The 14,344-nt window shown below is 50.4% G+C and carries 11 protein-coding genes and 1 pseudogene; 2 read left to right on the plus strand and 10 right to left on the minus strand.

The window, feature by feature from the left end:
• Nucleotides 1-3 precede the first annotated feature (3 nt).
• The 3 genes from hemP to ppsR form a co-directional block, all read right to left on the minus strand.
• A complete protein-coding gene (hemP, locus tag A7098_RS04690) occupies nucleotides 4-195 on the minus strand; it encodes a hemin uptake protein HemP (protein WP_010345977.1) in 192 nt (63 codons plus the stop codon).
• A gap of 131 nt (nucleotides 196-326) precedes the next feature.
• Nucleotides 327-1,373, minus strand: a complete 1,047-nt coding sequence (gene aroH, locus A7098_RS04695; RefSeq protein WP_085460665.1) for a 3-deoxy-7-phosphoheptulonate synthase AroH — start codon at nucleotides 1,371-1,373, stop codon at nucleotides 327-329.
• Nucleotides 1,374-1,529: 156 nt separating this feature from the next.
• Nucleotides 1,530-2,363: a posphoenolpyruvate synthetase regulatory kinase/phosphorylase PpsR gene (ppsR, locus tag A7098_RS04700; RefSeq protein ID WP_000368057.1), complete on the minus strand. Its 834-nt coding sequence runs from the start codon at nucleotides 2,361-2,363 to the stop codon at nucleotides 1,530-1,532.
• Nucleotides 2,364-2,694: 331 nt separating this feature from the next.
• On the opposite strand from ppsR, the gene ppsA reads away from it, so the two are divergent.
• The gene (ppsA, locus tag A7098_RS04710; protein ID WP_105280415.1) at nucleotides 2,695-5,073 is read left to right on the plus strand and encodes a phosphoenolpyruvate synthase; all 2,379 of its coding nucleotides are present in this window, start codon (nucleotides 2,695-2,697) and stop codon (nucleotides 5,071-5,073) included.
• Between the two features lie 55 nt (nucleotides 5,074-5,128).
• Here ppsA and fadK read toward each other — a convergent pair whose 3' ends face one another.
• From fadK to A7098_RS04735, 5 genes and pseudogenes are all read right to left on the minus strand, one after another.
• A complete protein-coding gene (fadK, locus tag A7098_RS04715; protein WP_105280416.1) occupies nucleotides 5,129-6,775 on the minus strand; it encodes a medium-chain fatty-acid--CoA ligase in 1,647 nt (548 codons plus the stop codon).
• 56 nt (nucleotides 6,776-6,831) lie between these two features.
• Entirely contained in the window at nucleotides 6,832-7,125 is a 294-nt protein-coding gene (locus A7098_RS04720; protein ID WP_085460667.1) for a ferredoxin family protein, read from the minus strand.
• A complete protein-coding gene (locus tag A7098_RS04725; RefSeq protein WP_105280417.1) occupies nucleotides 7,122-8,411 on the minus strand; it encodes an FAD-dependent oxidoreductase in 1,290 nt (429 codons plus the stop codon). Before A7098_RS04725 ends, A7098_RS04720 begins: the two co-directional genes overlap by 4 nt.
• A 55-nt stretch (nucleotides 8,412-8,466) precedes the next feature.
• Nucleotides 8,467-9,404 (minus strand): annotated as a pseudogene (locus A7098_RS04730) (electron transfer flavoprotein subunit alpha).
• A 19-nt stretch (nucleotides 9,405-9,423) separates the two neighbouring features.
• Nucleotides 9,424-10,188, minus strand: coding sequence for an electron transfer flavoprotein (locus tag A7098_RS04735; protein WP_032225288.1), 765 nt, complete (start codon nucleotides 10,186-10,188; stop codon nucleotides 9,424-9,426).
• A gap of 315 nt (nucleotides 10,189-10,503) precedes the next feature.
• On the opposite strand from A7098_RS04735, the gene A7098_RS04745 reads away from it, so the two are divergent.
• Nucleotides 10,504-11,415 (plus strand): AraC family transcriptional regulator, encoded by a 912-nt coding sequence (locus A7098_RS04745; RefSeq protein WP_000284824.1) that lies wholly within the window; start codon nucleotides 10,504-10,506, stop codon nucleotides 11,413-11,415.
• Nucleotides 11,416-11,457: 42 nt separating this feature from the next.
• Here A7098_RS04745 and A7098_RS04750 read toward each other — a convergent pair whose 3' ends face one another.
• Nucleotides 11,458-12,609, minus strand: a complete 1,152-nt coding sequence (locus A7098_RS04750) for an acyl-CoA dehydrogenase (RefSeq protein WP_000347836.1) — start codon at nucleotides 12,607-12,609, stop codon at nucleotides 11,458-11,460.
• 13 nt (nucleotides 12,610-12,622) lie between these two features.
• Nucleotides 12,623-14,218, minus strand: a complete 1,596-nt coding sequence (locus A7098_RS04755) for an acyl CoA:acetate/3-ketoacid CoA transferase (protein WP_000805716.1) — start codon at nucleotides 14,216-14,218, stop codon at nucleotides 12,623-12,625.
• Nucleotides 14,219-14,344: the final 126 nt, after the last annotated feature.

Genomic DNA, 14,344 nt, shown 5'->3' on the forward strand with positions numbered 1-14,344 from the left:
ACGCTACTTTGTCAGCAGCAGCTTGCCAGCCTGTGTTTTACGGAGCAGATATTCTTGTCCGTCATGATCAATGATCAGTTTGCCATCCGGACCTAACAGTGTCTGGCTGGCAATCCGTCGAACAGGCTGTGGGGAAGAGATCTTCTGATTTGCATCCGTTTTAGGCGTGAGTCTGCTGCTGTCCGTATAGCTCATAAAAACTAATAATAATTGATATAACAATGATTCTTATTATCAATACAATCTTGCGCCAGGGCAAGTAATAATTCATTGATAAGACAAGATATTGAGTAGAAATGCCCATTCCCGACGGAATGGGCACGCATTCAGAAGCGGGTATCTACCGCAGAGGCGAGTTTTTCGATCAGGTGTTCAGTATCTTCCCAGCCTAAACATGGATCGGTAATTGACTGACCGTAGGTGAGTGGCTGACTGCTAACAATTTTTTGTGTACCTTCACGCAGGAAACTTTCCGCCATAATTCCGGCAATCGCCGTAGAGCCATTGCGGATTTGCTGGCAAATATCCTCACAAACTTCTAACTGACGGCGGTGCTGCTTCTGACAGTTGCCGTGGCTGAAATCCACCACCAGATGTTCTGGTAAATCAAATTCGTGCAACGTATCGCAGGCGGCGGCGATATCATCGGCATGATAATTTGGTTTTTTGCCACCACGCATAATAATGTGCCCATACGGGTTGCCACTGGTCTGGTAGATGGTCATCTGGCCGTTCTTATCTGGCGAGAGGAACATATGGCTGGCGCGCGCCGCGCGAATCGCGTCCACGGCAATACGCGTGTTGCCATCAGTACCATTTTTAAAGCCTACAGGGCATGAGAGCGCGGACGCCATTTCGCGGTGGATCTGGCTTTCGGTAGTGCGTGCGCCAATCGCGCCCCAGCTAATTAAGTCGGCAATAAACTGACCGGTCACCATATCGAGAAATTCGGTCGCGGTGGGGACGCCCAGCTCATTTACCTGTAACAGTAACTTACGCGCCAGTTCGAGGCCGTGATTTACGCGATAGCTGCCGTTTAAATCCGGGTCGGAAATTAATCCTTTCCAGCCGACAACGGTTCGTGGTTTTTCAAAATAGGTGCGCATTACGATTTCCAGCCGTGACTGGTACTGGTTGCGCAGTGCCTGCAGACGGGTGGCGTACTCCATTGCAGCGGTAAGATCGTGGATCGAGCAGGGGCCAATAATGACCAACAGTCGCTTGTCTTCACCATTCAGTATTTTTTCAATTCTACGGCGGGAATCGGTGACATGGCTGGCGACGCCAGGCGTTACGGGATACCGTAGCGCGAGTTCGGCGGGCGTTACCAGACTCTCGATACGCGCAGTACGGAGTTCGTCAGTTCTGTTCATTACAAGTCTCAGAAATTTGTTGCTTCAACGGCAGGGATGCCAAGAAGTGATGCGCATCACGATAAACCAATCCCTGCTGATTTCAAGTGCGAGGCAGGCAACACTTCGCTCAATTGACGGCATAATAACAAAAAAACGAACTCTTATACTAGTTCTCTAGTACATTCGGCGGCTAAGACCCATGATATCGAGGATCTTGGTGGCAATCTCTTCTACCGAATAATTGGTACTGTTGATCCACGGGATCTGATTTTTACGGTACAACGCTTCTACTTCCGCGACTTCCATCCGGCACTGACGAAGCGAGGCATAGCGGCTGTTTTCCCGACGCTCTTCACGAATAGCCGCCAGACGCTCTGGGTCGATGGTCAGCCCGAACAGTTTATGCTGTAGCGGTTTAAGTGACGTGGGCAGCACCAGATTATCCATGTCATCAGCAATAAAGGGGTAGTTTGCTGCGCGGATACCAAACTGCATCGCCAGATACAGACTGGTGGGAGTTTTACCGCAGCGAGAAACGCCGAGCAGGATCACCTGTGCCTGATCCAGATTGCGCAACGAAATACCGTCATCGTGGGCGAGGGTGTAATCAATCGCCGCAATACGTGCATCATATTTATTCAGATTATTGGGATTCAGGCCGTGAGTACGGTGAGCAATCGGCGTTGGGTCCAGTTTCATCTCTTGTTGTAGCGGGGCAACCAGCGCCTGAACGATATCCTGGCAAAAGCCTTCACTTTGCAAAATGATGGCGCGAATTTCCGGCAACACGATGGAGTAGAAGACCAGCGGGCGCACACCTGTCTGCTGATAAATCGCGTCTATTTGGTCTTTCACCGCCCGTGCACGGCTCTCATTTTCGACAAACGGCAGCGTAATGCTGCTGATAGTAACAGGAAATTGCGACATCACTGCGTGTCCTAATACCTCCGCAGTTATTGCCGTACCATCAGAAATATAAAAAACGTGGCGATCAACAGCATTATCCATTTTGTTCTTCCTGTGATGCAGACATAATTCTATGAAAGCATAAATTAAAAATGCACAGAAGCGTAGAACGTTATGCCGGGTTTATAAAATGAACCTTCAATTTTATTTTTTATGAAAACAGCATTTCATTTTTCGGTTTCGTTTATACCGATGGTTTATGTGGGAATTATCGAAGATAACAGATTTGCGCAACGCTGGGATCAGTCTTAAAAAGTAAAAAAATATATTTGCTTGAACGATTCACCGTTTTTTTCATCCGGTTAAATATGCAAAGATAAATGCGCAGAAATGTGTTTCTCAAACCGTTCATTTATCACAAAAGGATTGTTCGATGTCCAACAATGGCTCGTCACCGCTGGTGCTTTGGTATAACCAACTCGGCATGAATGATGTAGACAGGGTTGGGGGCAAAAATGCCTCCCTGGGTGAAATGATTACTAACCTTTCCGGAATGGGCGTTTCCGTTCCGAATGGTTTCGCCACAACCGCCGATGCGTTTAATCAGTTTCTGGATCAAAGCGGCGTAAACCAGCGCATTTATGAACTGCTGGATAAAACGGATATTGACGATGTTACCCAGCTTGCGAAAGCAGGTGCGCAAATCCGCCAGTGGATTATCGACACTCCCTTCCAGCCTGAGCTGGAAAACGCCATCCGCGAAGCCTATGCACAGCTTTCCGCCGATGACGAAAACGCCTCTTTTGCGGTGCGCTCCTCCGCCACCGCAGAAGACATGCCGGACGCCTCCTTCGCCGGTCAGCAGGAAACCTTCCTCAACGTTCAGGGTTTTGACGCCGTACTGGTGGCAGTGAAGCATGTCTTTGCTTCCCTGTTTAACGATCGCGCCATCTCTTATCGCGTTCACCAGGGGTACGATCACCGTGGCGTCGCGCTCTCCGCCGGTGTTCAGCGGATGGTGCGTTCCGACCTCGCGTCCTCTGGCGTGATGTTCTCCATTGATACCGAATCCGGTTTCGACCAGGTGGTGTTTATCACTTCCGCATGGGGGCTCGGTGAGATGGTTGTGCAGGGCGCGGTTAACCCGGATGAATTTTACGTGCATAAACCGACGCTGGCGGCGAATCGCTCGGCTATCGTGCGCCGTACCATGGGGTCGAAAAAAATCCGCATGGTCTACGCGCCGACCCAGGAACACGGCAAACAAGTTAAAATTGAAGACGTACCGCAGGAACAACGTGACATCTTCTCGCTGACCAATGAAGAAGTGCAGGAGCTGGCAAAACAGGCCGTACAAATTGAGAAACACTATGGTCGCCCGATGGATATTGAGTGGGCGAAAGACGGCCACACCGGCAAACTGTTTATTGTGCAGGCGCGTCCGGAAACCGTGCGTTCACGCGGCCAGGTCATGGAACGTTATACGCTGCATTCACAGGGCAAGATTATCGCCGAAGGCCGTGCTATCGGTCATCGCATTGGCGCGGGGCCGGTGAAAGTCATTCATGACATCAGCGAAATGAACCGCATCGAACCCGGTGACGTTCTGGTCACTGACATGACCGACCCGGACTGGGAACCGATCATGAAGAAAGCATCAGCCATCGTCACCAACCGTGGCGGTCGTACCTGTCACGCGGCGATCATCGCACGCGAACTGGGTATTCCGGCGGTGGTTGGCTGCGGCGATGCGACCGAACGGATGAAAGACGGTGAGAATGTCACTGTTTCTTGTGCTGAAGGCGATACCGGTTACGTTTATGCCGAGTTGCTGGAATTTAGCGTGAAAAGCTCCAGCGTGGAAACCATGCCGGATCTGCCGCTGAAAGTGATGATGAACGTCGGTAACCCGGATCGTGCGTTTGACTTCGCCTGCTTGCCAAATGAAGGCGTAGGTCTGGCGCGCCTGGAATTTATCATCAACCGCATGATTGGCGTTCACCCGCGTGCACTGCTTGAGTTTGACGACCAGGAACCGCAGCTGCAAAACGAAATCCGCGAGATGATGAAAGGCTTTGATTCTCCGCGTGAATTTTACGTTGGTCGTCTGACTGAAGGGATCGCGACGCTGGGCGCAGCGTTTTATCCGAAGCGCGTCATTGTCCGTCTCTCTGATTTTAAATCCAACGAATATGCTAACCTGGTCGGTGGCGAACGTTACGAGCCGCATGAAGAGAACCCGATGCTGGGCTTCCGTGGCGCCGGTCGCTACGTTTCTGATAGCTTCCGCGACTGCTTCGCGCTGGAGTGTGAAGCGGTGAAACGTGTGCGCAACGACATGGGGTTAACCAACGTTGAGATCATGATCCCGTTCGTGCGTACCGTTGACCAGGCGAAAGCGGTGGTTGAAGAACTGGCGCGTCAGGGACTGAAACGTGGTGAGAACGGTCTGAAGATCATCATGATGTGTGAAATTCCGTCCAACGCCTTGCTGGCAGAACAGTTCCTCGAATATTTCGACGGCTTCTCTATCGGCTCAAACGACATGACGCAGCTGACGCTTGGCCTGGATCGTGACTCCGGCGTGGTGTCTGAACTGTTCGATGAGCGCAACGATGCCGTGAAAGCACTGTTGTCGATGGCAATCCGTGCCGCGAAGAAACAGGGCAAATACGTCGGGATTTGCGGTCAGGGGCCATCTGACCACGAAGACTTTGCAGCATGGTTGATGGAAGAGGGAATCGACAGCCTGTCTCTGAACCCAGACACTGTAGTGCAAACCTGGTTAAGTCTGGCTGAACTGAAGAAATAAAATATAGCCCCGGCGGCATATTGTCGCCGGGGCTAGCTATTCGCGGATACGAATCTTATTCAGTAATTCCGCAATGACCCTCGGTTAATCGCTGAATAATATCTTTCCTGAGTAAAAATTTTTGTATTTTACCGGATGCAGTGCGGGGTAACTTTTCAGTTATCACGATATGCTCAGGGTATTTATATTTCGCGACCCGTTTACGGCTAAAAAATGCTACCACATCTTCCAGAGATAATGAATGATGTGGCGATTTTAATACAATATAAGCACACGAGCGTTCGCCTAAGCGTTCATCGGGCATCGCAACCACGCAGGCATCATGAATTTTGGGATGCTGCAACAATATATCTTCCACTTCACGGCTGCTAATATTCTCGCCGCCACGGACAATAATATCTTTCTTACGTCCGGTTATTTTTATATAGCCAGCCTCATCCATGCGGCAGAGATCACCGCTGTAATACCAGCCTTCTTCATCCAGCGCGCGGGCGGTTAATTCAGGTTCATCAAAATAACCCATAAACACATTGGGGCCACGCGAGGCCTCTTCACCTTCACAACCGGCCGGTAAGGTCTTGCGTGCGTCATCGACGACTTTGATTTCCACGCCAGCGGCAGCGTAACCATCGGTATGCATAAAGCGTGACAACGGATCGTCGAGATTCACCACCGCGTGCGGCGAGCTTTCTGTGGAGCCATAAACACTTAACAATTTAATGCCGCGCTGTTGGCATTCACGCGCCACTTTTTTTGGGATCGTGGTGCCACCGCAAAGGAAGAAACGCAGCGCAGAAAGATCTGCGGGCTGTTTCTCCAGTAAATTCAAAAGGTCATAGACAAACGGCGTTGCGCCGAGCATACAGGTGCAACGTTGTTGCTCAAGTAGCGAGAGACAGGCTTCAGGGGTGAAAATATCTAACAATACGCTCCGTGCGCCTACCAAAAACGGCGCCGTTACGCCATGCAGAAAACCTGTCGCATGACCCAGCGGCGCAGGCATCATAAAAACATCCTGCCATGTCAGATTCAGCCGCGCACAATATGCCCGCTCGCTGGCGAGAATATTATTATGTGTCAGCATCACGCCCTTTGGCATACCTTCAGTTCCGGAGGTAAACAGCACTGCCGCTAATTCATCGCCGTGAACCGATATCGACGTCGTCAGCGGGGTATTATCGGTAATAATCTGGCGTAACGAGAGAGACGATGTGGCGGGAGCCAGTTTGTCCACGCCGACAATTTGTTGCAGATGTGGAAGCTGATTTTGCAGCGGCAGGATTAAATCTACCGGACGCGTTTGTTTAAACAACGTCGGGGCAAAAAACATTTTTGCCTGGCACTTATTGAGCACCCACACCAGTTCCGCTTCTCGCCAGGAAGGTAACAGCGGCACGGATACCGCACCGGTTTTCAGGCAGGCAAGATAGATAACGGTAAATTCACACCAGCCCGGCAGTTGAAACGCGACGCGATCGCCGGCTTCAATACCGTTCGCCAGCATCCAGCTTGCCAGACAGCTTGCGGCCTGATCGAGCGCGCTATAGGTGTACGATGCACCATGATTATCGACCACAGCTATTTTGTCAGGCATCGCTCGCACAGTTTGCTGCCAGTAGTCAGCCAGCGAAGCATCACCCCATAACCCTTGCTGCCGATAGGCAGCACGACGCTGCGCGTTAAACGTTAATGTTACTTTCATTTTGGAATCTCGAAACAAAACGTCAGGCCCGACGTACAGGCCTGTGGGATGCGTGATTAACCGTAGCGGAAATCAATACCGAAAGTGCCAGCAGGGTATTGCCATTGTTCGAGGATAGTGTTGCCGCAAAGCACCCGACAGGTGCCGCACTCCAGACAACCGGCAGAATCAAAATGAATATTTCCTGCGTCATCCTGCTTATAAAGTCCGGCCGGGCAGGCTTTCATTAATTTACGAAATTCATTGATATCGGGATTTGCCGCCAGAATGATGTGCGGATGTCCCTCATCAACATGGAATTTATTGACGCCTAATTTGACGTCAACATTAACCGTAGCATTCTGGCTCATAGTGCGGTTGCTCCCTTAATGCCATCTTTAAGCAAGTTGACCAGCCCAATTTTCTTCGCGTGTCCCATGATCATTTTGCGTACCGGCTGGTTAGGTTTACCGTCGATGGTGAACATATCGTTCATGATGTCAGCGACCATTCGTGGGTATTGGCTAAACAGGCGCGGGTTTTCCATCAGCGCCGGGATTTTACGAAAATGCTGCATATCGCGCATGACGCAACTCTGTTCCAGCTCACGTTTGTATTGCGCCAGGCTGCGGGTGGAGAAATCCGCGCGTTCTTTGGCGGCAATCACCGTTGTGGCAGCAGCCTGTGCCGACGCGATGGCTAAATCCATTCCGCGAACCGTAAAGCCAAGATTGAGGCAGAAACCGGCGGCGTCACCGACGATCATCACACCATCGTTAACCAGTTGCGGCACCATCGCCAGGCCACCTTCCGGCACCATATGTGCGGAATATTCAAGCAGTTTGCCACCGCTAATCAGCGGACGTATGGCGGGGTGCTGTTTAAAATCTTCCAGCATTTGCGGCACGCTTTTTTGCGCATGGGCGATATCACCCAATCCGCAGACCAGACCCAACGATACGGAATCGTTGTTGGTATAGAGGAATCCACCGCCCATAAGGCCGTCAGAAGGGGAACCGGCAAACAGCCAGGCGGCACCTTCATCGCCGGTGACGTTAAAGCGATCGTTGATTTGTTCTGGCGTGAGGCCAATGACCTCTTTAACACCAACAGCGTAATGATGCGGATCGGAGGCGGGAACCATGCCCAGCGAACGACCAAGTATTGAGTTAACGCCATCGGCCAATATGACCACATTCGCTTCGAGAATATCATCCCCGGCCTGAACGCCAGTGACCTTGTTTCCCTCACGAACCAGGGCATCGACGCGAACGCCCGGGATAAACTGCGCACCCGCCTGTTCTGCTTGTTCCATCAGCCACGGATCGAGGCTGTTGCGCAATACGGTATAAGACGCTTGCTGCGGGGCATCCGGTTGCTCACGGTGAAAATCGAGGGTAACGGCGCTTTCTTCGGTTAAGAAAGAGATTTTCTCGCGTGTGACCTTACGTTCAACCGGTGCAGATGCAGCAAAGCCGGGAATAATAGCCTCAAGCGTGTGGGCATAAAGACGCCCGCCAGTCATATTTTTGCATCCGGCGCTATCGCCACGTTCTATTACCAGGACATCCAGCCCGGCTCGCGCCATCACCAGTGCGGCGACGCTACCGGCAACGCCCGCACCGACCACAATGGCATCAAATTTGTCATCCGACATGCGTTATGCTCCCTTCCCGCTGCGTTTACAGCGGGAGATGTGGTTGAAAGGGGAATTAGCGGCTCAACTGGCTAATCAGGGCGGGGACGACTTTGTAGATATCGCCCACCAGACCGTAGTCGGCATAGTTGAAGATTGGCGCGTTTTTATCTTTATTGATGGCGACAATCACTTTTGCGCCGTTGCCGCCGACCATATGCTGGATCTGCCCGGAGATCCCCAGCGTCAGGTAGAGTTCGGATTTCAGCAACACCCCGGAGACACCGATATAACGTTCACGTTCCATCCAGTTCTCGCCTTCGGCAATCGGGCGTGAGCAGCCGACTTCAGCATTCAGCGCCGCCGCCAGTTCGTGAACCATTTTCAGGTCATCCTGCGCCGCCAGACCGCGACCGACGCCGACCACGCGTTTTGCTTTACTCAGATCCACACTGCTTGCCGCTTTCGCACGGCGTTCGCGACAGAGAATTTCATGACGCGGGGCAACGTAAGGCACGGTTTCAATCGGGCATTGATGAGAAGCATTGCTCGTGCACGGTTCCTGAACACCGGGCGCAAGGGTAATTATCGCCAGCGGGCTGGTGATCTTTTCCTGAGCGAACGCTAGCCCGCCATACATACGGTGTTCGGCGCAAATGTGACCATCGACAATATCCACCGCCGTAGCATCGTTCACCAGCGCCGCATTCAGTTGCACACTTAACCGTGCTGCCAGAGCTTTACCGCGTTTCGTCGCGGCCATCAGCAACATAGCGGGGTGTTTATCTTTAAGCAGGGCAGCAATGCTTTCAGCGTAATTTTCAGTGCGTTGCAGCGCATCGTTTTGCTCAAGAACATAAATACATTTTGGGCCATAAGGCATAACCGCCTGCGCCTGGTCGGCATTTTGCACAATGGTATACACCTGTTGCCCCATTGCTGCGCACCGCCAAACAGTTCAGCATAACGATCAGGGTTATCGCTAAAGACCCAGACGCTGTTTAATTGACTCATCGTTTCTTCTCCGTTGGCTTTAGTTCAGGGCTTTCTTCAGGTGTTCCGCCAGCTCGGCAATCGCTTCCGGCGAATCGTTATCGAGAATGATGTGTTTACGTTCTGTTTGCGGCGGTACGCGAATGCCGGTCAGTTCAGCAAGTGGCGTGGTCTGGCTACAGCCGATGTCACTCGCCTGCCACTGGTTCACCGGTTTTTTGCCTGCACCGAGAATGGCTTTCATGGAGGGGATACGTGGAACGTTGATATCAGACGTGACGCAAAGTACGGCGGGAAGCGAGAGTTCAATAACTTCAACTTCCTCTTCGAGTGTGCGTTCAACCACCAATGTATCGCCCTGACGCGCAATGGCACTCACTGCATTAATCACCGGAAGTTGCAAGATTTCCCCTACCAGCAGACCAACCTGCTGGGCATAGAGATCGCCGGAACCTTCGCCAAAGATCAGTAAATCAAAGCCGATTTTTTCTGCTGCGGTTGCCAGCGCCTTTGCGGTATCGACGGGCAGCGCGTGTTCAAGTTGGGCATCCTGCACCATATACAGGCTGTGTGGCCCGCGTGATAACACGTCTTTGCGCACCTTCGAGTTCTGCAATAACGAACCGCCAACGGTCAGCGCGGCTATCTCATCGTCATCTGTTGCAAGCTGGCTTGCAGCTTCAATGGCATTGAGATCGAACTGGCTGATTTTGGCGTCGGCATTGTCGAAATTAAGGGTGTATTCGGGAGTGACAACAATGTCCTGTTCTTCAGGCACCAGCTTAAAGCAGGTTATTATTTTCATGATTTCTCCTGTGGGTCGCATACGGAACCATCTCCGATGGAAGGTAAAAATGGCCTGAAAATAGTGTGCGATAGCAGGAAGGCGTTTTCGACGGAGCAAGCTGTTTTCCTTGCCAACAATCTTGCAAAAAAAATGCGATCGCTAAAACAAAAGTGCAGTGAGCGGCAATATTGTTATGCCGTGACCGTACAATCTTGCATTCGGTGTAAATAATCTTGTTTAGCTCTCGCTAAACGCGGTTGTATAACCGTAATACACGCCGTATTTTATCCGGCATATATTGCTTTTGCTTGCTCATGGAATAGGGAGGTTGTCATGTATCAACGCTGTTTTGATAATGTCAGCGAAACGCTGTTTGTCGCTGGAAAAACGCCACGGCTTTCACGTTTTGCATTTAGCGATGATCCAAAATGGGAGTCTGGACATCACGTTCATGACAATGAAACTGAGCTGATTTATGTCAAGAAAGGCGTGGCAAGGTTTACCATTGACTCCTCGTTGTATGTAGCCCATGCCGATGACATTGTGGTGATAGAACGCGGCAGACTTCATGCGGTGGCTTCTGATGTCAACGATCCTGCTACGACCTGTACCTGTGCACTGTATGGCTTTCAGTTTCAGGGGGCAGAGGAAAACCAGCTTCTGCAACCGCATTCTTGCCCGGTAATTGCCGCAGGGCAGGGAAAAGAGGTCATTAAAACCTTATTTAATGAGCTAAGCGTTATTTTGCCGCAAAGTAAAAATAATCAGACATCTTCATTATGGGACGCTTTTGCCTATACATTAGCAATTCTCTACTACGAAAATTTTAAAAATGCGTATCGTTCGGAGCAAGGGTATATTAAAAAAGATGTGCTGATTAAAGATATTCTTTTCTATCTAAATAATAATTATCGCGAAAAAATCACTTTAGAACAGTTATCGAAAAAATTTCGTGCCAGCGTCAGTTATATTTGCCATGAATTTACCAAAGAGTATCGCATTTCCCCTATTAACTATGTTATTCAACGGCGTATGACGGAAGCGAAATGGTCACTCACCAATACTGAATTATCACAGGCAGAGATCTCCTGGCGTGTGGGTTATGAAAATGTCGATCACTTTGCCAAACTGTTTTTGCGCCATGTCGGCTGTTCACCCAGCGATTACCGCAGGCAATTTAAAAACTGTTTTGCGGAACAAGAAATCTTATCTGAATTTCCTCAACCCGTAAGTCTTGCCGGATAAATCAGGCGGCGCAGTTTTGTAAGAAGCTGCGCCGCCTGGAGATTATTTATTCTGGTAATCTTTCAGAATCTGCCGACCTGCAACGTAAATCATAATTTCGTCTGTACCGCCGCCGATACGTTCACAGCGAACATCGCGCCAGAAGCGGGAGACGCGCGCCTCATCGGTATAGCCCAGACCACCCATGATTTGAATCGCATCATCAATGACTTCCATCGCGGTACGTGCGCAGTACAATTTTGCCAGCGCCGCGCTGGTGCGCAATGACTGATGCTGGTCAGCTTGCCATGCCACTTTCAGCACCATATTGCGCATGTTGTCGATCTTAATCGCCATCAGTGCCAGTTTTTCCTGGATCATCTGGTTATGCCCAATCGGCTTACCAAAAGCGATACGCTGGTTGGCATAGCGGGCGGCATCTTCAAAGGCACACTCGGCAAAGCCGGTGCTGCGCGCGGCGTTGATCAGGCGTTCCATCTCAAAGTTGTACATCACATTGAGGAACCCCATTCCTTCTTCGCCCACCATGTCGCTCTCTTCAACTTCCACGTTGTCGAGATAGACTTCGCAGGTGCTGAGCATATGCCAGCCGATTTTATGCAGCGGGTTAATCTTAATGCCGGGCTTACTGGAGTCGACCCACCACAGGGTGAAGGCCTTTTTCGGATCTTTCGGTTCTGGATCGCGCGCCAGCACCAGCATATACGGGTACTCTTTCGCACCGGTAATAAAGGTTTTCTGTCCGTTGATGTAAACCTTGCCATTTTTACGCGTGTAAGTGGTAGTGGCACTGTTGTTGTCTGAGCCTGCGCCTGGCTCCGTCAACGCCAGGGCATAGGCGGGATCACCCGTTTCCAGTGTGCTTTCTGCCGTTTTGCGTAGCTGCTCCGCAGAACCGAAACGGCGCATACTGTGAATACACTGACCGTTGGTAATCAAAAACGCCGGAGCACCGCATTTTGACACTTCCATCAGCGCCAGCATTTGGGTGACGTAATCCGCAGGGATACCACCAAATTCTTCCGGCACGCCAAGCATGGAAATACCGTTATCCGCCAGTGCCCGCATAAACTCACGCGGATATGTACCGTTTTGATCGCAGGTGCGGAAATACTCTTCCGGAAAGTTAGTCGTAATCAGTTCGCGAATACTGGCCAGCAGCAGTTCTTGTTCTTCAGTTAAAGAAAAATCCATCATTATACTCCTGTTAATGAGCCGCTTCAGGCAGGACAAAACCCATCGCCGCATCGATAAATAATCTCTCATCCATCAGTTTGAGTTCTGGTGAAATAACTGGGGTGAAATCCATTTTGTCGAGAATATCTTTTTTCAAATCGACACCAGGGGCGATTTCGATTAAATGCAGACCGTCTTCTTTCAGCGTGAAGACGGCACGTTCGGTGATATAACGAACATCCAGTCCCCGTTCGAGAGCGATTTTTCCGCTGAACGTGATTTCCGGTAGTTCACGGATAAACTTCTTCACCCGTCCTTCCTGGATAATATTTAATTTGCCGTTGGCAATTTCTGTTTTTAAACTTCCTGCGGTTAACGTGCCACAGAAAATAATTTTCTTCGAGGTGGCGCTGATATCAATAAATCCGCCGGTGCCCATGATTTTGCCATTGAATTTATGCACACCGACGTTGCCGTGCTGGTCGACTTCGGCAAAACTCAAATAACAAACATCCAGACCACCGCCGTGATAAAAATCGAACTGGGACGTCATATCCAGAATGGCGCGGGTATTAACATTTGCGCCAAAGGCGATACCTTGCGAGGTAATACCGCCAATCGGACCCGTTTCCACCGTCAGAATAAAGTCATCAGCACATCCTTCTTCACGGGCGACCAGGCCAATGCCGTCGGCAATACCGACACCGACATTTCCCACCGCGCCTTTGCGCATTTCGAATAATGCACGCCGCGCAACTAATTTACGTTGGTTTAGGGGCAGGCTAAGTTTGGTGCTGTCATCAAGGGTGAAGTCACCAGAAATAAAGCGGTTAACCGGCGCACCGCCATACAGTTGGGTTTGATCCGGATCGACCACCACAATATCCACCAGATAACCCGGAATACGGACAGATTTAGGATGCAGCGTGGCTTTCTTAACCATTTTCTGCACCTGCATCATCACAATACCGCCGTTATTGTGCACCGCCTGGGCAATAACCAATGCGTCGAGATACATCACCTCATCTTCAAAAGTGGCGTAGCCTTCGCTGTCGCAGGTGGTAGCGCGAATAAAAGCGATATCCGGCGCAATCGCTTTGTAATAGAGATATTCTTTATTATCAAACTCGACCAGTTTAATCAGCTCTTCTTTGGTCACTTCATTCAGTTTTCCGCCTTGTTGGCGAGGGTCAACAAATGTACCGATACCAATATCGCTAATAATTCCCGGCTGGTGGGCAGCGGCGGCGCGCAATGTTTGGGTGAGTACACCTTGTGGATAGTTATAGGCAACAATTTTATTTTGTTCTGCAAGGTCAGAAATACGCGGCGATTGTCCCCAGTGTCCGCATAATGCCCATTTCACCAGACCTTCTTGCGCCAGCGGACTAATACCACGGTCGGCGCGATCGCCAAGCCCCGTAGGACTAATAATTGATAAATTACGCGGTGTCTGGGTCTGCTTATATTTATCAGCAAGAGCGGTAATTAATGTGGTGGCTTCCAGAATACCTCCGCCTGCACCTAATACACAAAGCGTCGCTTCATCGGGAATATAACTCACCGCTTCCTGTGCCGACAGGACCGGCACTCGTCCATTAATACGAGGTGGTTTTACAGGTTTCATTATTTTTTCCTGATTCAGGTGTGAGTTTCCCTGCGTCAGCCAGAAAAATAGCGCGCAGATACTCACGGAATATTATTATTAAACACTCTTAAAACACTTATTTTTATTTCGGCGGGTGAGGGTGTT

This window comes from Escherichia sp. MOD1-EC7011, assembly GCF_002965005.1.
GTDB classification, from domain to species: domain Bacteria; phylum Pseudomonadota; class Gammaproteobacteria; order Enterobacterales; family Enterobacteriaceae; genus Escherichia; species Escherichia ruysiae.